Genomic DNA, 25,351 nt, shown 5'->3' on the forward strand with positions numbered 1-25,351 from the left:
TGAAGTCCGATCTTAGGATGATTTTGTTTGTCGTCCGTATGTTCCGAGACGCCATAGCTTCTCAAACGGTCCGTAGCGGTGAGTCTTTAGCCACCACATCGAGAAGAACGACTGCGCAATCAAAATGGCGATGCTGAGGAATAGACCTTCGGTTAAGGAAAGCGCCCCGTACGCCCCGAGTGCGATCACTGGCAAGACAATGATCAACGTATGTGTCAGATAGTTCGTGAGTGCCATTCGTCCGAGTGCTTGAAGCGGAAGGAATGTCCGACCTTTTCGAACGGCGATGGTGAACAGGCAGATGTACGTTGTAGCGAGCAGTTTTCCGGAAATCCATACGGCTGCTGAGTTCGTTGACATATAAAAGGCGCCATCACCGTAATGATGCCAGATGATGATTCCCCAGAAGGGTATGGCCGCTATTGCGCAGATAGCAGCAGTCCGGGTCAATCCTTGGATACTCCAAGTCAGAAGCTTTCGTTCCCGTCCGATGAAGAGACCGAGTAAGAACAGACCGAGAATCTCGATTCCGACAAAAAGTGAATTTTGAATCATAGTAAAAATCTCGTTGTCGAATCGATAGTCTAGCCAAGGACCGAAGCCTGAATTAAAAACCGTCGGGAACGACTCGCCTAAATACATGTATCCAAAAGCCCACTCTACATAGATAGGGGCAACGTTGAATAGTAAGAAATTCACAGTCAATAGTCCCCACGCCCACGCCAGAATGGCGCGATTGCTCAATCCGTAAAAGAGAGGAAGCAATAAGCCCCACATGGCGTACGTATGGAGGATATCCCCTGACCAAATCGCCAGGTGTGCCAGACCGAACAAGAAGAGAATCAAAATCCGGCGTATGTAACGACTGACCGATTCACCTCGGGCGTATGAGCGCTCGAGGAAAATCGAAAAGCCGATCCCAAATAGGAGGGAGAAAATCGTATAAAACTTCGTTTGCACGAACAAGTCGAAGAGGGTGCGAACGAACAGGTCGCTCCCGTAATAGTCGGGACGACCGGACATCCAGTCGCTCCCGAGCATACTCGGGATATTGACGAGGAAAATGCCGCAGAGGGCAAACCCTCGGATAATGTCATACAAGATAATCCGTTCATTCGTTTGAATTGGGCCAGCCATGCGACACGTCCTTTACTGAATTAGAATACTTTCGTCGTCCACGATTCACAGTTCCAGACGTCTGTGACGATATCCTCATAGAATTCTGGTTCGTGACTGATGAGGAGGACGCTTCCTTTGTACTCTTTCAACGCACGCTTCAACTCTTCCTTCGCGTCGACGTCCAAGTGGTTCGTCGGCTCATCGAGTAAGAGCAAGTTCGTTTCGTTGTTTAAGAGTTTGCAAAGACGTACTTTCGCCTTTTCCCCACCACTGAGGACAGAGATTTTACTTTCAATGTGCTTCGTCATGAGACCACATTTCGCGAGCATCGCGCGCACCTGTTGTTGGTTGAGTGACGGGAATTCGCTCCAAATCTCTTCGATACACGTGTTATTGCTTGATGCTGCTTCCTGCTCGAAGTAACCCATTTCGAGGAACTCACCACGTTCGACTGTCCCTTCAAGCGGGTTGATCAAGCCGAGCAAACTCTTCAAGAGCGTCGTCTTCCCGATTCCGTTCGCTCCGACTAGGGCAATCTTTTGACCGCGCTCCATCTGAAGGTCGAGCGGACGTGAGAGTGGCTCATCGTATCCGATGACGAGACCTTTCGCATCAAAGATGAGGCGTCCCGATGTACGTGCCTGCAAGAAGCGGAATTCTGGTTTTGGACGTTCCGCGCTCAATTCGATGACATCCATCTTATCGAGTTTCTTCTGACGTGACATTGCCATATTTCGTGTCGACACACGGGCCTTGTTTCGTGCAACAAAGTCTTTCAAATCCGCGATCTCGGCCTGTTGACGCTTGTAGGCGGCTTCAAGTTGCGAACGCTTCATCTCGTACACTTCCATGAACTTGTCATAGTCTCCGACATAGCGGTTCAACTCTTGGTTTTCCATATGGTAGACCAAGTTGATGACACTATTTAAGAACGGGATATCGTGGGAGATCAAGATGAAGGCATTGTCATAGTTTTGAAGATAGCGTTTCAACCACTCGATATGCACTTCATCCAAATAGTTGGTCGGCTCATCGAGGAGCAAGATATCTGGCTTCTCTAAAAGTAATTTTGCGAGCAATACTTTCGTACGCTGTCCACCTGACAAGTCCGTGACGTCACGGTCGAGACCAACGTCTAAAATACCGAGACCGCGTGCGACTTCTTCTACTTTCGCATCGATGATATAAAAGTCGTTCGAGTCGAGCGTTTCTTGAAGCTCACCGACCTCTGCGAGCATGTCTTCCATCTGTTCCGGTGTCGCGTCGCCCATCTCCATGTAGAGTTCGCCGATGCGCGTCTCCATGTCGATCAGGTATTGGAAGGCACCTTTCAAGACGTCCCGAATCGTCATCCCGCGCTCAAGTACCGCGTGTTGATCGAGGTAACCGACACGGACGTTTTTCGCCCATTCGATTTTCCCTTCATCCGGTTGCAGCTTGCGCGTGATGATGTTCATGAACGTCGATTTTCCTTCACCGTTCGCTCCAACGAGACCGATATGCTCCCCTTTTAAGAGGCGGAAAGAGACATCGTTCAAAATAGCGCGGTCACCAAAGCCGTGGCTCAAGTTTTGTACCGTTAATATACTCATAATTCGTTTTCGTTCCTTTCAAAGTAAACTACCCGATATTGTAGCATGAATTGAATCAAATTAGTACGCCAGTCCGACCGACTCTCGTACGTGTTCCTGTTCTTCAATCGTATGAAGCATGAACTGGGCGACGTCTGCCCGTGAGATGTGCTTCCCGTTCTCTGGCACTTCATCGATGGCCGTGCGATATGTCGAGGTGCGAGGACCGTCCGTCAATTGCATCGGTCGTACAATCGTATAATCGAATGACGAATTTCGCCATAAGTCCACGGCTGCCCGATGATCACGGAGCGGTTTCCGGAGCATGAACGTAATGGCTTTCCCCGCAAGGCCCGGAATCTCATTGTCGATTCCCGCTGAAGCGAGATAGATGATACGTGAAACATTGTTTGCCTTCATCGCAGGGACAAGCTTGTCCGTGACACTCGCTAAAAAGTCTGGGTCGCTCAAATCCGTTCCGAGACAACTGACGACCGCATCGTGACCATGCATCGCTTCCGTCAATGCGTCGACATCATATAAGTCGCCTTCAATGATTTCGAGTTGTGGCGTCCGGATCAACTTTTTCTGTTCACGGACGAACGCGGTGACATCATGACCGTGCTCGATGGCTTGATCGATGAATTGATGTCCGGTCCGACCGGTTGCGCCTAATACGAATAACTTCATAAGGGCAAGGCTCCTCTCTCATATCCAATACATACAGTATACAGCAGTTTCAGAAAAATCGAACATTTCGCCGTTTGATTGCAACCTATTGCATTTCTCGTCAGCTCGTCTACAATAAAGTTTATCTTAAATAAATAGATTCGCACTCGTATATCAGCGGAAATATGGTCCGCAAGTCTCTACCGAACTACCGTAAATGGTTCGACTACGGGTGGCGCTTGTCGTATGCTATCGTTGATTTCCATGCGGTTCGTTGCCTCCCGATGAGGGGTGACGAATCGCATTTTTTAATGGAGGGGACAACAATGAAGCAGTTAGAAGACAAAATCCGTGAAGAGGGTCGGGCCTTATCCGACCAAGTGTTGAAAGTTGACGCCTTCTTGAATCATCAAGTCGACCCGGTACTTATGCAAGCCATCGGCAAAGAATTTGCAGAACGTTTCAAAGACGCTCAAATCGACCGCATCGTCACACTCGAATCGAGCGGGATTGCGCCAGCGATGATGACGGCGCTTGAGATGGGCATCCCGTTCGTATTCGCGCGTAAACGGAAATCGCTGACGCTCCAAGACGACCTCGTCGAAGCGGATGTTTATTCGTTCACGAAACAGGAGACGAACCGCATCAGCTTGAGCCGACGTTTCGTCTTACCAGGCGAACGCGTTCTTGTCATCGATGACTTCCTCGCGAACGGGGAAGCGGCACTCGGGCTGACACAACTCGTCGAAGCGGCAGGTGCAGAAGTTTCAGGTGTTGGCATCGTCATCGAAAAATCGTTCCAACCAGGGCGCGATAAACTGATTGAGCGTGGTTATCGCGTCGAATCGCTAGCGCGCGTCGCGAAATTAGAGAAAGACCACATCTCATTCGTGGAGGTCGTTCGATGAATACATTTAAGACGGCAAGTCTCGGATTTCAGCATCTGCTCGCCATGTACACGGGAGCAGCCATCGTCCCGCTCATCGTCGGTGGTGCCATCGGGCTTGGTCCAACCGAACTCGCCTATCTCGTCGCAATTGATTTATTCATGTGTGGGGTGGCGACGCTACTACAAGTATGGACGACACGCTTTACGGGTGTCGGATTGCCGGTCGTCCTCGGATGCACGTTCACGGCGGTCGGTCCGATGATCGCCATCGGGAGCGCAAACGGGATCACTGCCATTTATGGCGCGTTGATTGCGAGCGGTCTCATTGTCATCCTCATTTCTGGATTTGTCGGGAAACTTGCGCGCTTCTTTCCACCGGTCGTGCTCGGTTCGGTCGTGACGATCATCGGTCTCTCGCTGATTCCGGTCGCCGTCAATGATATCGGTGGCGGGATGCCGGGTGAACCAGGGTTCGCATCGATGCAGAATCTCGGATTAGGTGGCTTAACGATTTTACTCATTCTCGTCTTGAACCGTGTCGGGACCGTCTTCACGCGTGCCGCTGCCGTCCTCTTTGCCGTACTCATCGGAACGGGGGTTGCTGCTTCGCTCGGTCTCGTGGACTTCAGTCCTGTCCGTGAAGCGAGTTGGTTCCAAATGGTCCAGCCTTTCTACTTTGGGATGCCGACATTTGACGTGTCTGCCATCCTCGTCATGACGCTCGTCGCCATCATCTCGATGATTGAATCGACGGGGGTGTTCTTGGCGCTCAGCGATATCACGAAAAAGCCAATCGGTGCGAACGAATTGACGAAAGGGTATCGTGCGGAGGGCGTCGCGACGATTCTCGGAGGGATTTTCAACAGCTTTCCATACACGACGTTCAGTCAAAATGTCGGACTCGTTCAATTGTCAGGTGTGAAATCACGTCGTGTCATCTTTTGGACAGGTGGATTGCTCATCTTGCTCGGCTTCCTTCCGAAAGTCGCTACGTTCACGACATTGATTCCAAAACCCGTGCTTGGGGGAGCGATGCTCGTCATGTTCGGAACAGTCGCCGCTTCTGGAATTCGGATTCTGAGCCAGGTCGACTTTTCGAAAAACGAGAACTTGATCACCATTGCCCTCTCAATCGGTGTTGGGCTCGGTATTACCGCCAATCCAGCCATCGTCGCAAACATGCCGGAGTGGCTGCAGTTGTTCACGGATAGTGCTATCGTGGCAGGCTCATTCACGGCGCTCGCATTGAACGGATTTTTCCGTATGATGGACCGATTCCGTCCCGGGACAATCATTGCCGAGGAACGGCAAGTCAGCTAGACTGAAGGAAATAGTAGTCTAGGAGGAGTCACGAATGGGGAAAACTGCACTTGTCGTAGGCGCGACCGGCTTGATTGGTCGCGAATTGGTTGAACAGTTGTTAGAGAGTGACCGTTATGATGCGGTCTGGATCGTTGTCCGTCGCTCGAAGCGTTGGAGTCATCCGAAGTTACATGAGATCGTCGGTTTCGAGGAGATGGATTCATCCCTTCCACAGATCGACGACGTGTACTGTGCGCTCGGCACAACGATTGCGGTAGCTGGCTCGCAAGAAGCGTTCAAACAAGTTGATTTAGAATTACCACTTGAAGTCGCCCGTGTCGCCAAGGCACACGGTGCAACGCGCTATGCGGTCGTATCGGCACAAGGCGCATCGTTACGTTCGACTTTCTTTTACAACCGTGTGAAAGGGGAGCTTGAGAACGCGTTACGCATCTTCAACTTCCATCACTTGATTATCGCGCGTCCTTCTCTGTTACTCGGAGAACGTGATTCATTCCGCTTCGGGGAGAAGGCGGCCGAGGTCATCAGTCGACCGTTCCAGTCAATCTTGCTTGAGAAGACACCGGAAGTCGCACCGATTCAAGCGTTGCATGTCGCTCGTGCCTTGATCATGGCGTCTGAAGAAGGAGAAGGAATCGAAGTGTTGACGTCAGGGATGATGCAGAGGATGAGCCGATGAATCCATTGACGAAAAAGCGAACGAAAGCCGTCTTGATTGACAGTATCATTGCAGGTCTCGTCAGCGTTGGCGTGGAACAGCTCGTGCGAAAGAAAGTAAAAAGCGAGTTCGTGCATGCGGTCATCACACCGACACTGCTGACATATGCCATGGAAGCGTGGCAAATGAGTCGAGGTGGACAAACCATCGGCTATAAACTAATGGGGCTTGAATTGACAAACGATGACGAAACGCCTGTCACGGCGAAACAAGCACTACAGCGCGCCCTGCACCGTGATACTTCGTCAGTCGTTCGTTATTGGAAAGACCGTGCGCATTTCGAACAAGAAGACGGCGCCGTGTTACCGCACGATGCCCGTTACCATATGCATGTACGTGAAAAGAACTGACCAATATGGCCAGTTCTTTTTTTCAATCCTTGATTTTACTTAAGATGGCAGTCGTTAAGGCGACGATTGTTCCGAGAACAAGCCCGTTAGAGAAGACGGTCGCAAGAAGCGGTGGCAGGTCATTCATTGAACCGGGTGGTAATAACATCGCCCCGGCACCGATGACGAGCGGGAGCCCGACCGTGAGGGATGCCGTCGATTGTTTTAATTCAAAGGCGGCCTCATTGATTCCGATGATGATCATCGTCGCGATAAGCGGAGTCACAATCGCATAACCGACAGCGGCCGGGATGCTCGCAATCAACGAGACGAATGGACCGATGAGTGCTAACCCCATCATGAGGGCGTGGGCAATCAAATGCGGAGCACGCTGGACGCTCTCCGTCGAAGAGAGGAAACCAGCTGTCCCGGAGATGGCGACAGGACCCGGTGTGCCGAACAGACCAGCCACGATTTGACTGACGCCACTGGCGACACCTGATGCAGGAACGTTTCCTTTGATTTCTCGTTTTTCGCGAGAACTGACGATGCGCTCAATCAACTTGATGTTCGCAAGGACGTTCGTCATGAGAAGTAGGGTGATGACGAAAGCCGTCGGCAACAAGTTCCAATCCCACACCCAATTTCCGAACGGAAGAAGCTCCGGTACGAGGAAGAAGGATTCCGAACGAACGATTGGATTTCCAAGGTCGAGTAAATGGAACAAGCCGAACCCGACGAATAGCGTCATGACGAGTCCATATTGTTTAAAGCGACTTTGCTCGAGCGTGAGTGCGAACAAGACGAGACCTGCCGTCGCCACTGCCTGAACGACGTTGATTCCGTCTTCCGTCACCCCAAAGCCACCTTTAATGACGGCCCCTGATAATTGAAGGACGAGCAAAATCATATAGACGCCGAGCACTTGCGGTGTAAACAGGGCGAGCATGCGTCTTAAGATACCAGTGACGGTCAACAACACACCAAGGATTCCACTCAAAAACAGCATGAATCCGAGTGCTTGCAAGGTCTCTTGCTGACTTCCGTATAGGGCGGGACCGATAGAGGCGTATAAAGTGAAGACACCCCACCAAATGCCGGCAGGTCCTTCGAGTATCGGGAGGCGATGGCCGAGCAACGTTTGGATGATGCTGAAGAGTGCGAAGATGAAGAGTGAGCGGGAGATGAAGGTCATCGTCTCATCTGGCGACAGTTCAAACAAAGCGGCGATGGAGAGTGGTGGTACAATATTTGTAGCTAAAATAAAAATAAACCACTGAATCGTCGTGGTTACATTACTTCTGGTCATGGTGTCCCCCTGATCATGCTTTTTCTTATTAGTGTAACGTTATGATGAAGTGGATGCAAATGGAGGCTATATAATGAAGAAATTCTTCAAGTGGACCGCACTCTCAATCGTAGGATTGCTAATCATCGCGGTAGCAGGCTTTTTAATTTGGACGCAGTTCACGTACGAACCGACCGATGAAGCGACACGGTATGCCGAAGAGGGGAAAGTGGTCGACAACCGTCTCGAGTTTGGAGATCCGACGAGTGAGGTCGGAATCATTCTTTATCCAGGGGCGAAAGTGGAGAAAGAGGCGTATGCGTATTATGGAACACGTTTAGCCGAGGAAGGGTATTTCGTCGCCATTCCGTCGCTTCGACTCAACTTAGGCATTTTAGATATCGACGCAGCCGATCCAATCATCGAGGCACATCCGGAGATTGAACGCTGGATCGTAGCCGGTCATTCACTCGGAGGTTCGGCGGCGTCGGGTTACGCGCTTGAGCATCAAGAGTCGGTAGAAGGTGTCATTTTCCTCGCATCATATCCGATCAGCTCGATGGTCGATAGTGACTTACGAGTGCTATCCATCTCGGGTGAGTTGGATGGATTGGCTGTCCCGGAAGACATCGAGGCGAGTCGAAGCGACCTACCTGCCGATAGTCAATTCGTACAAATCGAAGGCGGGAATCATGCCAACTTCGGAATGTATGGTCCACAAAAAGGCGATCAGGAAAGTCCGCTCACATCGAAAGAACAACTCGACGAAGTCCTATCAGCAATTCTCGAATGGTTATAAAAAACGTGCGCACCTTCATCGAGGTGCGCACGTTTTAGCGTTGATCGAGTGAATAACTGACTGCGGTCAACCCGGCTGTGACGAGGGCGACCAAACCACCGACGAGCGCGAGCGTCATGATAGGGCTCGTCGCGTAGACGACACCACCAAGAGCGGAACCAAGTCCGATTCCGACGTTACTCGCCACAGGCATAAGTGATGAGGCGAGACCTTTGGCGTTCGGATTGAACTTCTCCGCCAAATCGATCAAATAAATCTGAGTCGATGTCGTCAATAAAATCGCCATGAACGACATGAGGGCGATATTGAGGAGACCGAGCGTCACATTCGACGTCGTCACGAATAACGCGGCCAGGACGAATGCCTGGACGAGAAAGACGAACCGTAAGCGTCCGATCGGATTGTGACTGGCGATCTTTCCGGCAGCGATATTACTGAAGATCGAGATGAATCCGTAGGCGAATAAAATCGGACTGACCCAAGCGACCGGGACGCCGAGGACATCTTTTAAAATCGGCACGAGATACGTATATATGACATACGTCGCCCCGAAACCGAACGCCGGAATCAAGAAGGCGATCAAGATACGCGGATTCGTCAGGAGTGCCATTTGTTCACGGAGTGATGCTTTTTCTTGAGACAATTGATTCGGCAAGACACGATAAATGGCAATCCAGGCGACTGCACCAAACAGAGTCGTCAACCAAAACGTGGACTCCCATCCTGCCTGTTGTCCGATGAACGTTCCGATCGGAACCCCGAACACGTTCGCCATTGTAAAGCCACCGAAAATAAAGGACACGGCCACACCCCGTTTTGCCGGAGGGACGCTCTCGCTAGCGACGAGCATGGCAAGCGAAATTAAGACACCTGTGACGACAGCCGTCAGCATGCGCAAGACGAGTAACCACTCATACATGGGAGCGAGACTGCTTAATAAGTTCAGGACGGTGAAGAGAATCGTCAAGCCGAGCATCAATTTACGTTTTGGAAGATGGCTCGTCAAGGACATCGTGATTGGCGTGCCGACGGCAAAGCTGATGGCGAATGCCGATACGAGACTTCCTGCTGTCGCGATGGAAATGGATAGACCGCTTGCGATATCAGGCAAAATGCCGACGATGACAAATTCACTCGTTCCGAGAACGAAGGTTAATAAGGATAGGGATAAAACTAAAGTCCAGTCGCTTCGACTGAGCGAGCTTGTCTTCATGTTCAAACACTTCTTTCTATTTCATTCATTAGTAGTTAGACATCAGTCTTTTATCACGTTACAAGATTTTCCCCAAAAGAAAAACCCTTTTCTCCCAAGTCGGAAGAAAAAGGTGCATCAACGCCAAAACACTGTGGCTTCGACACCGGCGTGGTCGGAGACGACAGGTCCGTTTTCGCCGTCGAAGACGACAGCATGACGGGAGACGTGAATGGGTGCATTCGTCAACATCAAGTCGATGCGTAGCGATTTCTTGTTTTCATCCCATCCAGCGATTTTCCCTTGGACGGTCGCATCGCCTTCGCGTTCCGTTGCGAGATGGAACAAGTCTTGAAGCCCATTCTCCATCAAATAATCGTATCCTTCGCCTCGAATGAAAGCATCGTTGTTGAAATCACCGAGTAGGAGTGCATGGTCGTCATGCTCCACGCGACGCAGGAGCTCGTCGAGTTGATGCTTCACTGGCTCCTCTTCGTCATGCCACCATCCGAGGTGACACGAGTAGACGGTCGTCGGCGTTTCAGGACCTTCAATCACAGCTTTGACGATTTTACGGGACTTGTAATTGTCAGGGTCCGTCGTCTTGGATACGAAGAACGACTCGGTCGATAGAAACGGTGTCCGTGATAAGATGGCGACGCCTTCCTCGTAAATGTCATATCCGTAATGGGCAAAGTCCCATGTCATGTGATAGTGAAGATCTAACTCTTTCAGGCGCTCGACGAGGACGTGTGCGAAGTTGTTTTCACGGATGTTCCCATAGATGAGTGGGGCCTCTTTATGTTGATTGACTTCTTGGAGCGCGATGAAGTCATACTCTTCGCTTGCGATACGTTCGACAATCGCGTCGATTTTCTCTTGTTGGCGGTCTTCTAACCAGGCATGACAATTGAGCGTTAAAATATTCACGATAGTCCTCCTTTAGAAAAAGGCCAACTCTCGAGCGAGTTGGCCAGTAGATTATGCACCGATGACGTCTTGAATGTCTGATTTCAATACGTCGGCTTTCGGGCCATAGATGGCTTGGACTCCACGGTCTTTCACGATAAGACCCATAGCGCCATTTTTCTTCCATTCTTGTTCGTCAGAGACGAGTGTAACGTCTTTAACGGTCACACGAAGGCGAGTCATACATGCGTCGACATCCTCAATGTTTTCTTCCCCACCGAGAAGTGCGATAATCCCCATGACTTGTTCGTTACCTGTAACGGATGATTTTTCTGTCGTTTCTTCCATGTAGTTCCCGTTACGTCCTGGCGTCGGTAGGTTCATCTTCTTAATGAAGAAGTTGAAGACACCGAAGTTGAGGAAGAAGAACACGACAGAGACGAGCACGAAGTTGATCAAGTCTTGAAGAAGTCCTGCTTTGACAATCATCGGAATGCGCGTCAAGAGTTCGATTGCACCGAAAGCGTGTACACGTAAGTCGATGATATCTGCCAATGCGAAGGCAGCACCGGCCATGAGTGCGTAAACGACATAAAGAACTGGTGCGACGAACATAAACATGAATTCAATCGGTTCTGTGACACCTGTCAAGAAGACAGCGAGTCCGGCTGATAAGAACATCGGCTTGTATTGTGCCTTCTTATCCGCGTCGACGTTGCGGTACATCGCATACGCGGCACCAATCAATGCAGCGAATGACAAGATGACTTGACCGACTTTGAAGCGTGCTGGAACGACATCAGCGAGAAGCGTGTTGTATGCGGCCGTATCACCAGCAGCACGCAAGTTGACGAGGTCTGTTACCCATGCCAACCAGAGTGGGTCTTGACCGGCAACGACCGATCCAGCTGTCGCACCTGTTAAAATTGTGTATGTTCCACCGAGCTCTGTGTAGTTCATTGGTACTGTGAGCATGTGGTGTAAACCGAACGGTAAGAGGAGACGTTCGAGTGCACCATAAATGAACGGAGCGAGGACTGGCGCCGTGTTACGTGATGTGGCAATCCATTCACCAAAGCTGTTGAGCGCACCTTGGATGGTTGGCCATACAATCGATAGAACGAGGGCAGCAACGACTGAACCAAGGATAACGACGAATGGTACGAAGCGCTTCCCGTTGAAGAACGAGAGAGCGTTCGGCAACTTGTTGAAGTTGTAGAAACGGTTATATAGTGCACCACCGAGGAAACCGGCGATAATCCCGACGAACACACCCATGTTGAGGGCAGGTGAGCCGAGTACAGATGTGAAGTAATCAGCGACGACAAGGTTCGCACCGAAGAGTGACTCGATTGTCGCTTCTGGATCTTGAAGCATGTCACTGTTGACACCGAAGATGGCACCTGTGACACGGTTGATCAAGATGAAGGCGAGAAGTGCTGCGAATGCACCGCCGGCACGATCTTTTGCCCACGAACCACCAATCGCGACTGCGAAGAGGATATGTAAGTTGACGATGATGCCCCAACCTAAATCTTCAATGATACGAGCTGTTGTTAATAAGATACCGACATCTCCGGCTGACATTCCAATCAATTTACCGATGGAAATCATCAAGCCGGCAGCTGGCATAACGGCGATGACGACCATCAAGGCCTTACCGAGTTTTTGCCAGAAATCGAATGAGATCAATTGTTTCATGCTATACGCTTCCTTCCTGTGAGGGAGTTTTATCTATTTTTTGTTTGCCAATAGTGCAATCGCTTGCATAAATGATTGTAATCGATTGCATAAATTCATGCAACCGTTTTCGCTATTTTCATTTGTTTTCATTTTTGAAGCGGGAATGGTAGATGTGAGGCGAACTTGTCAGTCGAATCGAATCTAGCTACAATATGATAGGTTGAAGGGAGCGAGAAAGATGGGTTGGAGACAGACGACATCTGCTTTGACGAAAGACGAGCAGATTGAATTAAAAGAAGAGTTATTGCAGAAGGGTGTATTGCACGAGGACGATCTTCCTCTCTACGAGATGCTCATGCCAGACCGCATTAAACGGATGTATGAAGTGTTGAATACACGAACGAACCATATCACGATTTTGACGGAAGGTGTGGACGATCCGCACAACCAATCCGCCGTGTTGCGTTCAGCCGATGCGTTCGGGGTACAAACGTTGCACGTCGTCGAAGGACGGGCAAAGTTCAAACCGAACTCGATTATCGCCAAGAGTGCCGACCGTTGGGTGGACGTCGTGGAGCATGGCTCCATTGAAGAGGCGATTGACGCTTTAAAAGAAGACGGTTACCAAGTATATGCGACGGCATTGAGTGAGGAAGCAATTCCGCTCGAAGAAGTGGATGTGTCGAAGCCGACCGTTCTTCTATTCGGGAATGAACATAGTGGTGTCTCGGAAACAGCACTCCATAAGGCGGACGGGAACTTTGTCATTCCGATGCAAGGGTATGTACAGAGTTTGAACATCTCCGTGGCGGCGGCGATTTCCTTGTACGATGTCACGACACGGTCACGACATATCGTGACGGATGGCTACGAGCTTCCGGTCGAAGATCAAGCGCGCATCTTCAAAGACTGGATGGTCAAGAGCTTACCGAAGCGTACGCTCGGACTATATAAACAAAAAGGTGTCACGGCTTTTGAACGGGAGACAGGAAATTCAGAATGAACGGCGAAATGAAAAGACGTACGGAATCTTTGTCCAGAAACTGAAAGGGGATGGCACGATGAGTACGACGAGTTCATTTATCGTAAAAGATGTGACGAACAACTTTAAGGATTTTGAAGAGGACTTCTTCCGGCTGTACCGCACGTTATACGGTGACCTCGATCAGTTGCGATTTAAAGAGCGCCTGTATCGGCACGCCAATCCGTTAGTGCTGCTGGCTTTCTCTGAAGAGCAGCTAGTTGGCTTTAAAATTGGGTATGAGGCGGAGCCTTATCGGTTTTATAGCTGGGCGGGCGGCGTACATCCGAACTTCCAAAAGCATGGCATCGGTCGCAAGCTGATGGACACGCAACTCGAATGGGTCGAAGCGCAAGGGTTCCATTCGATTCGGACGAAAGCACGCAATACGAACAAAGGGGTCATCATCTTGAACCTCCTTTGCGGATATGACATCATGGGCGCCTACACCGAAGATGGCGAGCCGCGCATCATGATGGAGAAACAACTGAACAGTTGAATCGATGCCGCGGTCGTGTGATCGCGGTTTTTTTGTTGAAACCGATTCGACTGAATGAACGTACTTAAAGAAAAGGGGGAATTTGAAATGTCTACTTTAGAATTTGGGGCGGACCCATTTTTCACGATCATCAATTTATTCTTTCCACTCATGTTTTTCACCATTGTTGGACTTATCGCATTTGGTGTCATCAAATCAAGTCGAAGTTACTCTAAAACATCAAATACATTGAAGGACTTACAACAATTCGCCTCGCAGCTCGCCGATGTCCCGGCCGACGATACGGCTGAGCGCTTAGCAGACTATTTACGGGGCATCGATTCCTTCTCGATTGAACGGGCACGCATGGAGCCGTTCCGTGTCGCGCTCGGATGCTATCAATTGGTGATGGAGTCTGACGCTGTTCGCGAAGAGACGAAAGAGCGGGTCGATCGTCAATATAAGCGTCTCGGGATTTTAGACGGAGAAAAATTTGCCGATGAGGCACCACCACGTCGACGTTCTTCTTCATCGAGTCATCATGATATCCACCACCATCACCATGACCATATGTAAAAAGCGAAGGAATCCCTTCGCTTTTTACATATATCGTGATGCATCAAATTCAATGTCAGTCTGATAACGGACGGCTTGAATCGCACTTTCGATTCGAATGGCACGCTTCTTAATATCGCGCGCTTTCAGGCGATACAGCTCCGGATCGTATAAGGCGTGTTTGATCACGGCAACCCCATGCACATAGTCTTTCTTCGGACGAAGCGATAATTTTTCATAAAGTCGTGCTTGGACGCGTAACTGAACAGCAAGTTCGATTGCCTCGACGAGCGGAAGCGGACCGTCGTGCGTCTCGACAACGGCTTGGACGTTCGCCTCTTGAATGAGACGGTCGAGCTGACGTAAGTCTAGACGAATGTGTTCAAGTTCCATCTCGATGTCTTGAAGGGAACGAGACTGAATGGTCGGAATGGATTCATTCGCTTGAAGCGAGATGAACGCCACATGCTCAATCTCTTCGGTCAATGTATCGATTTGCTCATGGAGCAACTGTTTCAACGTTAGGGCATCTGCAAGGTTCATATCGATTTCCTCCTTCTGCTTTTTCTAACCGTACCATATCGAGATGGCTGAAAAAAGGTGGATGACATCCTCGATTACGGGAATAAAAGCAAATAGAGAGGAGGAGGACGATGAAGAAGTGGAAGATACAATGGATGATTGCACTCGTCCTACTCCTGTTCGGGACGGCGACATTCCTTTATCAGTGGGTTGACGTAAGCCCAGGCGATATTCGGGACTACATCATTCAATTCGGATGGTTGGCTCCGCTCATTTACATCTTGTTGTTCACCGTTCGTCCGCTCATCTTGTTCCCGACGTCCGTCTTGTCGGTCGCCGGCGGCTTGGCGTTTGGAATGTTACCGGGCGTCATCTATACCGTCATCGGGGCGACATTGAGTGCGCTTGTTGCGTATTATGTGGCAATTTTTTTCGGCGATCGTTTCCTGCATCACTTCGAATCAACGAATTACGAAGCCATTCAGCGTAAAATCGAAGAAGACGGCTTCTTTTACGTCCTCATCTTACGTCTCATCCCGCTCGTTAATTTCGATTTGGTAAGCTATGCTTCTGGTTTGGCAAAAGTAAACGTACTCGCCTATCTGTTTGCGACCGTCGTCGGTATGATTCCCGGAGCGTTTGCGAACAATTTTCTCGGGAGTAGTATCGCCAGTGGGGATTGGACGCTCATCGCCTTGGCATTTGGAATCATGCTCGTGTTGACGCTCGTTGCGACCGTTTTCCGTGAACCGATCAAGCGACAGATTCATCGCTATCAAAAAAAGTAGGCGACTCCAGATTGGAGCGCCTACTTTTCAATTAACGGTTGTCGACCGTTTCTGGATACAGGTCATGGTTGAACAGACGGTGTTCTGCCATTTTTTCGTACTTCGTGCCAGGCTTTCCGTAGTTGTAGTACGGATCGATTGAGATACCGCCACGTGGTGTGAATTTCCCCCACACTTCGAGATAGCGCGGCTCCATCAACTTGACGAGATCTTTCCCGATGACATTGATGCAGTTCTCGTGGAAGTCACCGTGGTTACGGAAGCTGAACAAGTACAACTTCAACGACTTTGACTCGACGAGTTTCTCATCCGGGATGTACGAGATGTAGATGGTTGCGAAGTCCGGTTGGTTCGTGATCGGGCACAACGATGTAAATTCGGGTGCGTTGAATTTCACGAAGTAGTCGTTCTCCGGATGACGATTCGGGAACGCCTCAAGGATGTCAGGTGTGTATTCAAAAATATATGGGACGCTCTTCTGTCCGAGGAGCGAAAGGTCTTGTAAGTCTTCTGGTCTCATGTTCATTCTCCTTAGACGCCACGTTCGTTGGCGTACAGTAATGTGTGTAGTTGTGGTAGGACGCGGACGCTTTGCCATGACGGGTCGCGTGCAACGTCTTCCCATAGTTGTTTCAAACGACGGAGCTGGGCATCGGTGATGTCGCCGTCTGCACCAGGCTCTGGGTTACCGGCCGACAAATACATGACGTCCGGTGAGTAGCGCAGTTGCACTTCTTTTGCGTAGGCGAGGTCCACCTCATCAAAGACAGCGACTTTGAATGTCGTCTGCTCCGGGCGTAACCGTTCGACGATGGCGTCGAGTTGCTCCCAGTTCGTCTTCATACCAGACGATGGAGGTTTCGGACTGAGGGTCACGTCATCGATTTGTGTGAGCCAGTCTTGATAGCGGCTACCTTGCGTCTCGACAGCGAGTGTGACACCACGTTCTTTCAACTTCACAATGAGGTCTTCCATTGCCGCGATGAGGAGCGGATTGCCACCCGAGATGGTGACGTAATCGTACATACCCAGTGCGTCTAGGCGAGCAATGACCTCATCGGCTGTCAGCATGTCCGGTTTTTCTGAACCGTCCCACGTAAAGGCGGAATCGCACCACGAACAGCGATAATCGCAACCGGCGGTCCGAACGAACATCGTCTTTTGTCCGATGGCGCGTCCTTCGCCTTGAAAGGTCGGTCCGAACACTTCAAGAACAGGGATTTTCACGATTTCACCAACCATTCACGGCGGAACTCAGCGTAAGACGTTGGCGTTTCATACAGACGGACGAACTCGACACGGACGTCGCGTTCATTTGGCAAGTGTGTCGCCAGTTGTTCAAAAATCCAATAACACATGTTTTCTGCAGTTGTATTCATATAAGGGAGTGACTCGTTCAAATAGCGATGATCGAGATACGGCTCAAGCTCTTCTTTGAAGATCTTTTTCAAATCACCAAAGTCGAGTGTCATGCCGCGATTGTCGAGAAAGCCGCTGACACCCATCTGGAGCTTATACGTATGACCATGAAGGGCACGACATTTGCCGTCATAGTCAAAGAGATGGTGCGCCGCGTCGAACGTTACTTCTTTGACGATTTGAACGCGATGCGGACAGTAGATGAGCGATCCTTCTTGCTTTGATTCGACACTGGTCGGAGCGAGGAATGGAGCATGTTTCATACGCGCACCTCCTCGTAAGCTGTAAGTCCGTTTTGACGAAGCTTACATGCCGGACATTCTCCACAACCTGAACCGATGACACCGTTGTAGCAAGTAAGCGTGCGTTCTTTGACATAGTCAAAGGCACCGAGTTCGTCGGCGAGAGCCCACGTTTCTTTTTTATCGAGCCACATGAGCGGTGTGTCGATGACAAATGGATAATCCATCGCTAAATTGAGTGTCACATTGAGTGATTTGATGAATTGGTCTCGGCAATCCGGGTAACCTGAAAAGTCCGTTTCACATACACCGGTCACGATGTGATGCATACCGAGTTGTTTGGCCATGACGGCCGCAAACGATAAGAATAGATGGTTGCGTCCATCGACGAACGTGTTTGGGACGTCCGCATTGTCGATGGCGAGATCGTGTCTCGTGAGCGCGTTTGAAGTGAGTTGTCCGAGTAGGGACAAATCGAGGATGTGGTGTGGGACATCGAGTTCTGTCGCAATTTCTTTGGCGACTTCGATTTCCGCATCATGGCGTTGACCATATGCGAACGTCACTGCCTCCACATGAGAGAATTGTTGTTTTGCCCAAAACAGGCAAGTGGTTGAATCCTGGCCACCACTAAAGACGACCAATGCTTTTTCGTGTTGCATGAAGCACACTTCCTTTTCGCTAGTTTTGATGTCGGAGGAGGTTACGAACTCCGGAGGTCACCCTCAAGCATATAATTTATCATAAAAAGACGTTTGACAGGGAGAAAGGAAGCGAGTATAGTAAAAAACATCACTGACATGCTTTTATGCATAAAAGCGTTTAAGCGGTTAGGCGAAATAATAAATAAAGAAGATATAACGAAAGGAGGGGACGTCGATGCAGATGAAAGGAAAAGAAGCTGTATTCGTCGTGTTGATGAGCGGGATTACCTTGCTCTCACTGATGTTTTTGGCCAAAGCGACGCCACATATGGCGATTTTTGGCACAATGGTAATAGTAGGTGGATACGCGTATTATCGTTCACGCGACTTCAAACAGATTGAAACGGCGATGATCAACGGAATTCGTGAAGCGATCATGCCGGTGTTGATTTTGTTGTTGATCGGGATGCTCATCGGAGTATGGCAAATGTCCGGGACGGTCGCGACGATCCTCTCCATCGGTCTAAATACAATCTCTGCTGAATGGTTCTTGCCGAGTGTCTTATTGATCACGATGATCGTTTCGACATTCACAGGAAGCGCCTTTACAACCGTCGGAACGGTCGGTGTCGCCTTGTTCGGAATCGGAACGGCACTGGGCATCTCGCCAGCGCTCGCTGCAGGTGCCATCGTGTCGGGCGCCCTCTTCGGAGACAAGATGAGCCCGTTGTCGGATACGACGAACTTTGCGCCGGCAGTGGCGGGGGTCAAACTGTTCGACCACATTCGCTTCATGATGGGGACGACGATTCCAGCGTTCATCATCACGTTGATTTTATTCATGTTCCTCGGACGTAGCGGTCAAACTGCCGACACGGCACAAATCGCAGAGGCGCAAGCCGCGCTCAGCGGACGTTTCGACCTCTCATGGCTCACGTTGATTGCCCCTGTGCTCGTCGCAGTGCTTGCGTTCCGTCGGATGCCGGTCTTGCCGACGATGCTCGTTGGGATGTTTGCGGGTGTGTTGACGGCCGGTTTTGTTCAAGGCAACTGGAGCATCTCGAACTGGCTCGGTGTCATGCAGTCGGGCTTTAAGTCAGATGTCGAAAATGAATTGATTGCGAATGTACTCGATAAAGGTGGTCTTGAATCGATGCTCTGGTCGGTCAGTCTCGTCTTGATCGCCCTCGCGTTCGGTGGCTTATTACGTGAACTCGGTATCTTCCAAGCCATCGTTGAATCGTTGCTCGAGCGTTTGAAGTCACCAGGGAGCTCGGTCCTATCAGTTGTCCTCAGTTCAATCGGTGTCAACTTGCTCGCGGGAGAACAGTACTTGTCGATTCTCTTGCCGGGTCAGGCGTTCAAGCAAGGGTTTATCGATCGGGGGATCGACCCGCGCTACTTGTCACGGGCACTTGAAGATGGCGGGACCGTCATCAACCCGCTCATACCTTGGGGTGTCTCCGGAGCGTTCTTCGCAGCGACACTCGGCGTGCCTGTATTGGAATACGCACCATTTGCGTTCTTCCTCTGGCTCAGCCCGGTCTTCTCCATCATCTTGGGATACGTCCGATTGGGGAAGCAACGTGAATCGCTAAAAATCGCATCATAATATCGAGGTGTCCTGCCATGCAGGGCATCTTTTTTGTGTGCAACATATGACTTTTGAGAAAATAGGAGAAACGGAGGTGGAACCATGAAGCGACTCGATCTAGCATTTTATGAACAACCGACACTCGAATTGGCACGCGCCTTACTCGGTCAATATTTGGTGCGGCGACATCCAGAAGGTGACATCATCGCGAAGATTGTCGAGACAGAGGCTTACCTCGGTGCCATCGACCGGGCGGCGCATAGCTTCGGAGGGCGTCGAACGAAACGAACGGAAGTCATGTTCGGACAACCTGGGCATGTGTACACGTATCAGATGCATACGCACACGCTCCTGAACGTGGTCAGCGGTCCGGTCGGCACACCGGAAGCCGTCTTGATTCGAGCCGTCGAACCGATTCAAGGCCATGAATGGATTGCTTCGAACCGTCCCGGAGTGAAGCGATATGACCAGACGAACGGACCAGGAAAGTTGACGAAAGCACTCGGAATCACGATGGATTTATACGGTCATTCCTTTCAACAAGACCCACTCTACATCGCGGAGGGTGAGGCAGGAGTAGTGATTGAGGCAGGTCCCCGTATCGGGATCCCGAACACGGGCGAGGCGCGCGACTACCCGTATCGCTTCTTTGAACGCGACAATCCGTACGTCTCGAAGTTCCGTTGAACGCCACTTGAGATGTTTAACTGATTCATGCCAGTGGAACAGTCCTTATGAGCATAAAACAAACAGAGGGAGTGTTTAGAACATGGCAAAAGTAGCAACGCTCATTACGGATATGTTTGAAGATGTAGAATTCACGGGTCCCCGTGACGCATTGGTGGATGCGGGACATGATGTCGTGACGATCGAGAAGAAAGCGGGTAATACGGTAGAAGGGAAACAAGGGGAGGCGAAAGTGAACATCGATCAATCGATTGACGATGTATCGCCAGAAGATTTTGATGCCCTTCTCTTGCCGGGCGGATTCTCACCTGACTTGTTGCGTGAGGACGAGCGTTTCGTCTCGTTCGCCAAAGCCTTCATGGATGCGAAAAAGCCTGTCTTTGCCATCTGTCACGGACCACAGCTGTTGATTACGGCGAAGACGTTAGAAGGTCGTGACGCGACCGGCTACAAATCGATCAAAGTCGACATGGAGTATGCCGGAGCGAAATATGCGGACAAAGAAGTAGTCGTCTGCCAAAACCAGCTCGTGACGAGCCGTCAGCCGGATGATATTCCAGCATTCAATCGCGAGATGCTCAACTTATTGAAATAACACGTCGACCACGAGATTCGTCTCGTGGTTTTTTTGTGTATTCGGGAATAGACAAGTAAGGAGGAGAATTAAATGAAAAAACGAGCACGTTCACCGAGTTAAGTTCGTCGAAACATTGTTTGGTTAGGGTGGATTCGTTGGTTTGAAGGGCTGATTCCCGCATACGTAATTGAACGGTTGTTTTGGGAATCGCGAGGCATCACCATTCAAGAAGTCGTCTACTTGGAGATGATCTATGCGCTCATCATCGTCTTGTTCGAGGTGCCGACCGGCGTGTGGGCGGACCGAACGACACGGCGTCGGCTGATTCAGGCAGGTGTAGCCTTGGAGTGGTTATCGTTTTGGATCTTGTTATACTCGTTCACCTTCAGCGGATTTTTTGTCGCCATCAGCTGTTCGGCCGTTGGGTCGGTCATTCGAAGTGGGGCGGAGAATGCGCTGCTATACGAGTCCTTACAAGAAAGTCATGAAGCGTCGTCGTTCGAACGGGTTCTTGGAAAACTGAACGCGATTGGGATTATGGCCGCTGTGACGGCGGCATGGAGTGGCAGTATGTTGGCTCAGTACCTTCCATTGGAGTGGAACTACAGACTTTCCATTCTCAGTTTATTGATGGCGACCGTGTGTAGCTTATTTCTCGTTGAACCCGTTCATGGCGAAGGAGAAGACCGATTGACGTGGCGGCACTTGTTGAAAGGATTTCAATTTATGTGGTCGCACACATCCATTCGTAACGTCACCATCGGATTTTTGGCAGCCGTGTTCGCATTCAATTTCATCGATGAGTTCTGGCAACTGTATGCACGTGATGTATCCATCCCAATCTATTGGTTCGGTGCCATTTCAAGCGTCCTGCTTTTGATTCAGTTACCTGGTCAACTTTTTGCGGGGACGCTTATACGATTTGCGTCATCCAAGCGTTGGTTAAACGGGTTCGGTTGGCTAATGGGCGGTGGATTTCTTGTCATCGGACTTTTTCCGAATCCAATCGGAATCGGGCTGATGGGGCTGTTGGCTCTTATATATGGAGCGATGGAGCCGCTCTATTACGGTCTTTTGCATCATCAGGTGCCTTCCGATATCCGAGCGACGACCGAATCATCTGTCTCGATGCTATGGCATCTCGGTATCCTCGTGTTGGGGCTGGTCTTTATTGTAGGAACGACAGTGTCGCTATTTTTGGCGTTCATCTTAATTGGGCTTGTCGTTTGGTTCGTTCATGCGACCGCCCAATAATTTTTACAGACATGGGTCATAAGCCATGTCTGTTTTTACGTCTTAAGACGGACGAAAGATTGTGTCGAGAAGTGTATGATGAGAACAATCTTGATGAATCAATAGGAGAAACAATGTGGAATGGTATGAATTATTTGTAGGATTTTTATTAGGTGTCGTCGAGGGATTGACGGAATTTGCCCCGGTCTCGTCGACCGGTCATATGATTCTCGTAGATGGTCTCTGGTTGAATTCGAGTCAGTTTTTAGGGCAGGAAGTAGCGAACACGTTTAAAATCGTCATTCAATTAGGGTCGATTTTAGCGGTCGTGGTCGTCTTTCGGGACCGGTTCAAAGCGTTACTGAATCCAAAGTCGCTCCTCACCTTAAGACAAAGTGGAACCGCGCGCCAATTCAATCTCGTACATATTTTGATCGGATTGTTGCCTGCTGGCGTCCTCGGTGTACTGTTTGAGGACTACATCGATACACATCTCTTCTCGGTCAAGACGGTGTTGATTGGGTTAGTCATTGGGGCATTCTTTATGATTGCTGCAGATTTATCCGGTATGAAGCGTCAGACGACCGCTATGCTCGATGACATCACGTATAAGCAAGCACTTGGGGTCGGCTTGATTCAATGTTTTTCGCTATGGCCAGGATTCTCACGGTCCGGTTCAACGATTTCTGGAGGGGTTCTCCTCGGAATGAGCCACCGGGCAGCGGCAGATTTTACGTTCATCATGGCGGTACCGATCATGTTTGGAGCGAGTGCATTGTCACTCTATAGCAAGTGGACGTATTTCACGCTCGATACGTTACCCGTGTTTGTCGTCGGTTTCGTCAGTGCGTTTTTGTTCGCACTTCTTTCGATTAAATTCTTTTTGAAGTTGATCAACAAAGTGAAGTTGATGCCGTTTGCGGTCTATCGAATCGTATTGGCCATCGTGATTTACGTTCTTTACTTCTAAAAAAACACGTGCGAATGGCACGTGTTTGAAACCAATGAATGGAATTGTTCGTAAAGTCTAGAAGAGGTGAAAACATGGGACAAATCGTTGTAGTATTCGGAACGTTAATCGGTCTTGGGACCGTCGGGGCATTGCTTTATATGACCCGTCTAGCCTATGAATCATGAGAACGGATAATGATAGAAGCGCTCACGTTGGAGTAACTCCATGACGTGGGCGTTTTCTGCGTTATCGATCGCACGAAGCAGACCTTCCGTCTGAGACCGGTGGGCAAACAGGGCATCTTTCTTTTGTTCGCTCTCTTCCGTTACATCGACGATGACGTGAGGTTGTCCGAGTTCGTCTTCTGTGCGGCGGTCAAAGGCGACACCTAAGAACTCAGGGCGCGTCTCGCCAATCTCTTGAAGCGCACGTACGACGGCACGGGCTGTCGCTTCATGGTCCGGGTGGACGGCATATCCTGGATAGAATGAGATGACGGTTTCCGGCTTCACTTCGTCAATCAATGCGCGGAAGCGACCAGCGAGCTCGGCCTCGTCCTCAAATTCGACGGTCTTGTCACGAAGACCCCACATGCGCAGGTCCTCGATGCCCATCATGCGACATGCTTCTTCGAGTTCATGTTTTCGAATTTTCGGCAGTTCTTCACGTGTCGTAAAAATCGGGGAACCCATGTTGCGTCCCATTTCACCGAGCGTCAAGCAGACGTATGTGACGGGTAGTCCTCTTTGACGATGTTGGATAATCGTTCCGGCCGAGCTGAACGCCTCATCGTCCGGGTGTGGGAATATGACGAGTAACGGTCCATTCATTGATTCTCCACCTCCGATGCGCCTTGTGGGAGCGGCTTGATATCGATGTGCAGCGCACATGCGAGACGACCGAGACGATCGTGACCAGCGAGTAACAACTGTTCTTCGTGCATTTCATAGTCGGTCAATCCCTCGACATAGAGCCAACCGTGATCGAGTTTTAAACCGACACGATAGGGACCATTTCCTTTAATTTGACCGATGCTGTATTCGATTTTGGCATTACGGATAAACATCCCGGCGTTATGAAAGTCCGGATCATTATGTGTCGCGTAGGCACCGTTCGTCGTCTCGACATGGACGAAAAGTGGTGTCGCGACGTGATTGTCTAAATAGTGCTGAATGTGATCAGGTTGAATCGCTTTCACGTCTGTCCCTCCAATGGAAAGGATGACCCGAAACACGTAGTTCCGGGTCATCTGTTTACGATTGTGTTGCTACTTTTTTACGGTATCCGGTATGGTTCGTCGGTCCAACGTATTGGTTGAGACGGAATGAATGACGAACGGCTTCTGTGATGAACTCTTTTCCGATTTCAATCGCTTCTTCGACCGTGTGACCGTTGGCGAGTGAGGCTGCGATGGCAGAAGAGAACGTACATCCGCCGCCGTGTGTGAACGCAGGCTCGATTTTTTCACTTTCAAGAAGGCGGAATTCGTTTCCGTCGTACAAGACATCGAATGCTGTATCGAATCCGAGTTTGCCACCGACTTTGACGATGACGATCTCTGCGCCGAGTTCATGGATTAAACGAGCGGCTTCTTTGATTTCGTCCATCGTTGCGGGTGTTTTATCAAGGCCAGCGAGCATACGCGCCTCGAATAAGTTCGGTGTGATGATTTTTGCGACTGGTACGAGGTGTTGACGCATCGCGACCGCAACGTTCGGATCAAGAATCTCATCCGCACCTTTACATGCCATGACCGGATCGACGACGGCATTCTGGATTCCGTATTCTTTAATCTTCCGTGCTGCGAGTTCGATGATTTCAGGTGTCGGGAGCATACCTGTCTTCACTGCATCGACTCCAATTCCAGCGAGCACCGTATCGATTTGTTTCTCGATCAAGGTCGTGTCGATTGGAAAGACTTCGTGATTCCATGCGTTATGTGGGTCTTGTGCCACGATGACAGTCAAAGCTGTCATACCGTATACACCGAGTTCTTCCATCGTTTTGAGGTCGGCTTGGATTCCCGCGCCGCCGCTTGTGTCAGAACCGGCAATCGTCAATGCTTTTTTCATCGTCATAATCGTCCATCCCCTTTGTCTGTTTGGATAGTTTCACTATAACGACTTTTTTGAATTCCGACAAATGCAAGG

Annotated in this window: 29 protein-coding genes and 1 riboswitch; of the genes, 14 read left to right on the forward strand and 15 right to left on the reverse strand. The window is 50.0% G+C overall.

What is annotated here, in order from left to right; genetic code table 11:
- Nucleotides 1-12: 12 nt before the first annotated feature.
- Genes BV910_RS01495 through BV910_RS01505 form a run of 3 tightly spaced genes read right to left on the reverse strand, consistent with a single transcriptional unit; the run spans nucleotide 13 to nucleotide 3,380 of the window.
- Nucleotides 13-1,137, reverse strand: coding sequence for a DUF418 domain-containing protein (locus tag BV910_RS01495; RefSeq protein ID WP_078146099.1), 1,125 nt, complete (start codon nucleotides 1,135-1,137; stop codon nucleotides 13-15).
- A 20-nt stretch (nucleotides 1,138-1,157) separates the two neighbouring features.
- The gene (locus BV910_RS01500) at nucleotides 1,158-2,711 is read right to left on the reverse strand and encodes an ABC-F family ATP-binding cassette domain-containing protein (RefSeq protein ID WP_015880457.1); all 1,554 of its coding nucleotides are present in this window, start codon (nucleotides 2,709-2,711) and stop codon (nucleotides 1,158-1,160) included.
- Between the two features lie 60 nt (nucleotides 2,712-2,771).
- Nucleotides 2,772-3,380, reverse strand: a complete 609-nt coding sequence (locus tag BV910_RS01505) for an NAD(P)-dependent oxidoreductase (RefSeq protein WP_074034983.1) — start codon at nucleotides 3,378-3,380, stop codon at nucleotides 2,772-2,774.
- Nucleotides 3,381-3,506: 126 nt separating this feature from the next.
- Nucleotides 3,507-3,608: riboswitch (purine riboswitch) on the forward strand.
- Between the two features lie 77 nt (nucleotides 3,609-3,685).
- Here BV910_RS01505 and BV910_RS01510 point away from each other — a divergent pair.
- Genes BV910_RS01510 through BV910_RS01525 form a run of 4 tightly spaced genes read left to right on the forward strand, consistent with a single transcriptional unit; the run spans nucleotide 3,686 to nucleotide 6,639 of the window.
- The gene (locus tag BV910_RS01510) at nucleotides 3,686-4,267 is read left to right on the forward strand and encodes a xanthine phosphoribosyltransferase (RefSeq protein ID WP_078146100.1); all 582 of its coding nucleotides are present in this window, start codon (nucleotides 3,686-3,688) and stop codon (nucleotides 4,265-4,267) included.
- Nucleotides 4,264-5,568 carry a nucleobase:cation symporter-2 family protein gene (locus tag BV910_RS01515; RefSeq protein ID WP_078146101.1) on the forward strand — a complete coding sequence of 435 codons (1,305 nt, stop codon included), beginning with the start codon at nucleotides 4,264-4,266 and terminating at the stop codon, nucleotides 5,566-5,568. The genes BV910_RS01510 and BV910_RS01515 overlap by 4 nt, the downstream gene beginning before the upstream one ends.
- A 34-nt stretch (nucleotides 5,569-5,602) precedes the next feature.
- On the forward strand, nucleotides 5,603-6,250 hold the full coding sequence (locus BV910_RS01520) for an NAD(P)H-binding protein (protein WP_078146102.1): 648 nt from the start codon (nucleotides 5,603-5,605) through the stop codon (nucleotides 6,248-6,250).
- Nucleotides 6,247-6,639, forward strand: a complete 393-nt coding sequence (locus BV910_RS01525; protein WP_078146103.1) for an RDD family protein — start codon at nucleotides 6,247-6,249, stop codon at nucleotides 6,637-6,639. Before BV910_RS01520 ends, BV910_RS01525 begins: the two co-directional genes overlap by 4 nt.
- A 22-nt stretch (nucleotides 6,640-6,661) precedes the next feature.
- Here BV910_RS01525 and BV910_RS01530 read toward each other — a convergent pair whose 3' ends face one another.
- Nucleotides 6,662-7,927 (reverse strand): purine/pyrimidine permease, encoded by a 1,266-nt coding sequence (locus tag BV910_RS01530; protein WP_078146104.1) that lies wholly within the window; start codon nucleotides 7,925-7,927, stop codon nucleotides 6,662-6,664.
- 73 nt (nucleotides 7,928-8,000) lie between these two features.
- Here BV910_RS01530 and BV910_RS01535 point away from each other — a divergent pair, with 73 nt between their 5' ends.
- Nucleotides 8,001-8,705 (forward strand): alpha/beta hydrolase, encoded by a 705-nt coding sequence (locus BV910_RS01535; RefSeq protein ID WP_078146105.1) that lies wholly within the window; start codon nucleotides 8,001-8,003, stop codon nucleotides 8,703-8,705.
- A 34-nt stretch (nucleotides 8,706-8,739) separates the two neighbouring features.
- Here BV910_RS01535 and BV910_RS01540 read toward each other — a convergent pair whose 3' ends face one another.
- From BV910_RS01540 to BV910_RS01550, 3 genes are all read right to left on the reverse strand, one after another.
- On the reverse strand, nucleotides 8,740-9,918 hold the full coding sequence (locus BV910_RS01540; protein WP_078146106.1) for an MFS transporter: 1,179 nt from the start codon (nucleotides 9,916-9,918) through the stop codon (nucleotides 8,740-8,742).
- A 117-nt stretch (nucleotides 9,919-10,035) separates the two neighbouring features.
- Nucleotides 10,036-10,827, reverse strand: a complete 792-nt coding sequence (locus BV910_RS01545) for an endonuclease/exonuclease/phosphatase family protein (protein WP_015880466.1) — start codon at nucleotides 10,825-10,827, stop codon at nucleotides 10,036-10,038.
- 51 nt (nucleotides 10,828-10,878) lie between these two features.
- Entirely contained in the window at nucleotides 10,879-12,507 is a 1,629-nt protein-coding gene (locus BV910_RS01550) for a PTS transporter subunit IIBC (RefSeq protein ID WP_078146107.1), read from the reverse strand.
- A gap of 220 nt (nucleotides 12,508-12,727) precedes the next feature.
- Between BV910_RS01550 and BV910_RS01555 the strand changes: the two genes are divergently transcribed.
- From BV910_RS01555 to BV910_RS01565, 3 genes are all read left to right on the forward strand, one after another.
- Nucleotides 12,728-13,492 (forward strand): TrmH family RNA methyltransferase, encoded by a 765-nt coding sequence (locus BV910_RS01555; RefSeq protein WP_078146108.1) that lies wholly within the window; start codon nucleotides 12,728-12,730, stop codon nucleotides 13,490-13,492.
- A gap of 58 nt (nucleotides 13,493-13,550) precedes the next feature.
- Nucleotides 13,551-14,009 carry a GNAT family N-acetyltransferase gene (locus BV910_RS01560; RefSeq protein ID WP_240499773.1) on the forward strand — a complete coding sequence of 153 codons (459 nt, stop codon included), beginning with the start codon at nucleotides 13,551-13,553 and terminating at the stop codon, nucleotides 14,007-14,009.
- Nucleotides 14,010-14,096: 87 nt separating this feature from the next.
- A complete protein-coding gene (locus BV910_RS01565; RefSeq protein ID WP_078146110.1) occupies nucleotides 14,097-14,564 on the forward strand; it encodes a hypothetical protein in 468 nt (155 codons plus the stop codon).
- Between the two features lie 24 nt (nucleotides 14,565-14,588).
- Here BV910_RS01565 and BV910_RS01570 read toward each other — a convergent pair whose 3' ends face one another.
- On the reverse strand, nucleotides 14,589-15,086 hold the full coding sequence (locus BV910_RS01570) for a hypothetical protein (RefSeq protein WP_015880471.1): 498 nt from the start codon (nucleotides 15,084-15,086) through the stop codon (nucleotides 14,589-14,591).
- Nucleotides 15,087-15,196: 110 nt separating this feature from the next.
- On the opposite strand from BV910_RS01570, the gene BV910_RS01575 reads away from it, so the two are divergent.
- Nucleotides 15,197-15,853, forward strand: coding sequence for a TVP38/TMEM64 family protein (locus tag BV910_RS01575; protein WP_078146111.1), 657 nt, complete (start codon nucleotides 15,197-15,199; stop codon nucleotides 15,851-15,853).
- A 31-nt stretch (nucleotides 15,854-15,884) separates the two neighbouring features.
- Here the strand turns inward: BV910_RS01575 and queF are convergent, their stop codons facing one another.
- Genes queF through queC form a run of 4 tightly spaced genes read right to left on the reverse strand, consistent with a single transcriptional unit; the run spans nucleotide 15,885 to nucleotide 18,176 of the window.
- Entirely contained in the window at nucleotides 15,885-16,373 is a 489-nt protein-coding gene (gene queF / locus BV910_RS01580; protein ID WP_078146112.1) for a preQ(1) synthase, read from the reverse strand.
- 11 nt (nucleotides 16,374-16,384) lie between these two features.
- Nucleotides 16,385-17,095 carry a 7-carboxy-7-deazaguanine synthase QueE gene (gene queE / locus BV910_RS01585; protein WP_078146113.1) on the reverse strand — a complete coding sequence of 237 codons (711 nt, stop codon included), beginning with the start codon at nucleotides 17,093-17,095 and terminating at the stop codon, nucleotides 16,385-16,387.
- The gene (gene queD, locus BV910_RS01590) at nucleotides 17,077-17,535 is read right to left on the reverse strand and encodes a 6-carboxytetrahydropterin synthase QueD (protein WP_078146114.1); all 459 of its coding nucleotides are present in this window, start codon (nucleotides 17,533-17,535) and stop codon (nucleotides 17,077-17,079) included. The genes queE and queD overlap by 19 nt, the downstream gene beginning before the upstream one ends.
- The gene (gene queC / locus BV910_RS01595; protein WP_078146115.1) at nucleotides 17,532-18,176 is read right to left on the reverse strand and encodes a 7-cyano-7-deazaguanine synthase QueC; all 645 of its coding nucleotides are present in this window, start codon (nucleotides 18,174-18,176) and stop codon (nucleotides 17,532-17,534) included. The genes queD and queC overlap by 4 nt, the downstream gene beginning before the upstream one ends.
- A 217-nt stretch (nucleotides 18,177-18,393) precedes the next feature.
- Between queC and nhaC the strand changes: the two genes are divergently transcribed.
- The 5 genes from nhaC to BV910_RS01620 all read left to right on the forward strand — a co-directional run bounded on the left by nhaC (nucleotide 18,394) and on the right by BV910_RS01620 (nucleotide 23,219).
- Nucleotides 18,394-19,770, forward strand: a complete 1,377-nt coding sequence (gene nhaC / locus BV910_RS01600) for a Na+/H+ antiporter NhaC (protein ID WP_078146116.1) — start codon at nucleotides 18,394-18,396, stop codon at nucleotides 19,768-19,770.
- Between the two features lie 84 nt (nucleotides 19,771-19,854).
- A complete protein-coding gene (locus tag BV910_RS01605; protein WP_078146117.1) occupies nucleotides 19,855-20,439 on the forward strand; it encodes a DNA-3-methyladenine glycosylase in 585 nt (194 codons plus the stop codon).
- Between the two features lie 82 nt (nucleotides 20,440-20,521).
- Complete coding sequence (locus tag BV910_RS01610) at nucleotides 20,522-21,034, forward strand: type 1 glutamine amidotransferase domain-containing protein (protein ID WP_015880479.1); 513 nt, start codon at nucleotides 20,522-20,524, stop codon at nucleotides 21,032-21,034.
- Nucleotides 21,035-21,211: 177 nt separating this feature from the next.
- A complete protein-coding gene (locus BV910_RS01615; RefSeq protein WP_240499774.1) occupies nucleotides 21,212-22,270 on the forward strand; it encodes an MFS transporter in 1,059 nt (352 codons plus the stop codon).
- A gap of 115 nt (nucleotides 22,271-22,385) precedes the next feature.
- The gene (locus BV910_RS01620) at nucleotides 22,386-23,219 is read left to right on the forward strand and encodes an undecaprenyl-diphosphate phosphatase (RefSeq protein ID WP_078146119.1); all 834 of its coding nucleotides are present in this window, start codon (nucleotides 22,386-22,388) and stop codon (nucleotides 23,217-23,219) included.
- Between the two features lie 161 nt (nucleotides 23,220-23,380).
- On the opposite strand, the gene bshB2 is transcribed toward BV910_RS01620, so the two are convergent.
- From bshB2 to pdxK, 3 genes are read right to left on the reverse strand one after another with little or no spacing between them, the layout of a single operon-like run.
- Complete coding sequence (gene bshB2 / locus BV910_RS01625) at nucleotides 23,381-24,031, reverse strand: bacillithiol biosynthesis deacetylase BshB2 (RefSeq protein ID WP_078146120.1); 651 nt, start codon at nucleotides 24,029-24,031, stop codon at nucleotides 23,381-23,383.
- Entirely contained in the window at nucleotides 24,028-24,399 is a 372-nt protein-coding gene (locus tag BV910_RS01630; protein ID WP_074034952.1) for a YojF family protein, read from the reverse strand. Before BV910_RS01630 ends, bshB2 begins: the two co-directional genes overlap by 4 nt.
- Nucleotides 24,400-24,454: 55 nt before the next feature.
- Nucleotides 24,455-25,279, reverse strand: a complete 825-nt coding sequence (gene pdxK / locus BV910_RS01635) for a pyridoxine/pyridoxal/pyridoxamine kinase (protein WP_015880484.1) — start codon at nucleotides 25,277-25,279, stop codon at nucleotides 24,455-24,457.
- Nucleotides 25,280-25,351: the final 72 nt, after the last annotated feature.

Source organism: Exiguobacterium sp. HVEsp1, assembly GCF_002009685.1.
Classification (GTDB): Bacteria; Bacillota; Bacilli; order Exiguobacteriales; family Exiguobacteriaceae; genus Exiguobacterium; species Exiguobacterium profundum.

Coding starts and splice junctions, on each gene's coding strand:
- BV910_RS01495 (WP_078146099.1), bottom strand. CDS start 1,137: ATGGCTGGCCCAATTCAAACGAATGAACGGATTATCTTGTATGACATT.
- BV910_RS01500 (WP_015880457.1), bottom strand. CDS start 2,711: ATGAGTATATTAACGGTACAAAACTTGAGCCACGGCTTTGGTGACCGC.
- BV910_RS01505 (WP_074034983.1), bottom strand. CDS start 3,380: ATGAAGTTATTCGTATTAGGCGCAACCGGTCGGACCGGACATCAATTC.
- BV910_RS01510 (WP_078146100.1), top strand. CDS start 3,686: ATGAAGCAGTTAGAAGACAAAATCCGTGAAGAGGGTCGGGCCTTATCC.
- BV910_RS01515 (WP_078146101.1), top strand. CDS start 4,264: ATGAATACATTTAAGACGGCAAGTCTCGGATTTCAGCATCTGCTCGCC.
- BV910_RS01520 (WP_078146102.1), top strand. CDS start 5,603: ATGGGGAAAACTGCACTTGTCGTAGGCGCGACCGGCTTGATTGGTCGC.
- BV910_RS01525 (WP_078146103.1), top strand. CDS start 6,247: ATGAATCCATTGACGAAAAAGCGAACGAAAGCCGTCTTGATTGACAGT.
- BV910_RS01530 (WP_078146104.1), bottom strand. CDS start 7,927: ATGACCAGAAGTAATGTAACCACGACGATTCAGTGGTTTATTTTTATT.
- BV910_RS01535 (WP_078146105.1), top strand. CDS start 8,001: ATGAAGAAATTCTTCAAGTGGACCGCACTCTCAATCGTAGGATTGCTA.
- BV910_RS01540 (WP_078146106.1), bottom strand. CDS start 9,918: ATGAAGACAAGCTCGCTCAGTCGAAGCGACTGGACTTTAGTTTTATCC.
- BV910_RS01550 (WP_078146107.1), bottom strand. CDS start 12,507: ATGAAACAATTGATCTCATTCGATTTCTGGCAAAAACTCGGTAAGGCC.
- BV910_RS01555 (WP_078146108.1), top strand. CDS start 12,728: ATGGGTTGGAGACAGACGACATCTGCTTTGACGAAAGACGAGCAGATT.
- BV910_RS01560 (WP_240499773.1), top strand. CDS start 13,551: ATGAGTACGACGAGTTCATTTATCGTAAAAGATGTGACGAACAACTTT.
- BV910_RS01565 (WP_078146110.1), top strand. CDS start 14,097: ATGTCTACTTTAGAATTTGGGGCGGACCCATTTTTCACGATCATCAAT.
- BV910_RS01570 (WP_015880471.1), bottom strand. CDS start 15,086: ATGAACCTTGCAGATGCCCTAACGTTGAAACAGTTGCTCCATGAGCAA.
- BV910_RS01575 (WP_078146111.1), top strand. CDS start 15,197: ATGAAGAAGTGGAAGATACAATGGATGATTGCACTCGTCCTACTCCTG.
- queF (WP_078146112.1), bottom strand. CDS start 16,373: ATGAGACCAGAAGACTTACAAGACCTTTCGCTCCTCGGACAGAAGAGC.
- queE (WP_078146113.1), bottom strand. CDS start 17,095: ATGGTTGGTGAAATCGTGAAAATCCCTGTTCTTGAAGTGTTCGGACCG.
- queD (WP_078146114.1), bottom strand. CDS start 17,535: ATGAAACATGCTCCATTCCTCGCTCCGACCAGTGTCGAATCAAAGCAA.
- queC (WP_078146115.1), bottom strand. CDS start 18,176: ATGCAACACGAAAAAGCATTGGTCGTCTTTAGTGGTGGCCAGGATTCA.
- nhaC (WP_078146116.1), top strand. CDS start 18,394: ATGCAGATGAAAGGAAAAGAAGCTGTATTCGTCGTGTTGATGAGCGGG.
- BV910_RS01605 (WP_078146117.1), top strand. CDS start 19,855: ATGAAGCGACTCGATCTAGCATTTTATGAACAACCGACACTCGAATTG.
- BV910_RS01610 (WP_015880479.1), top strand. CDS start 20,522: ATGGCAAAAGTAGCAACGCTCATTACGGATATGTTTGAAGATGTAGAA.
- bshB2 (WP_078146120.1), bottom strand. CDS start 24,031: ATGAATGGACCGTTACTCGTCATATTCCCACACCCGGACGATGAGGCG.
- pdxK (WP_015880484.1), bottom strand. CDS start 25,279: ATGACGATGAAAAAAGCATTGACGATTGCCGGTTCTGACACAAGCGGC.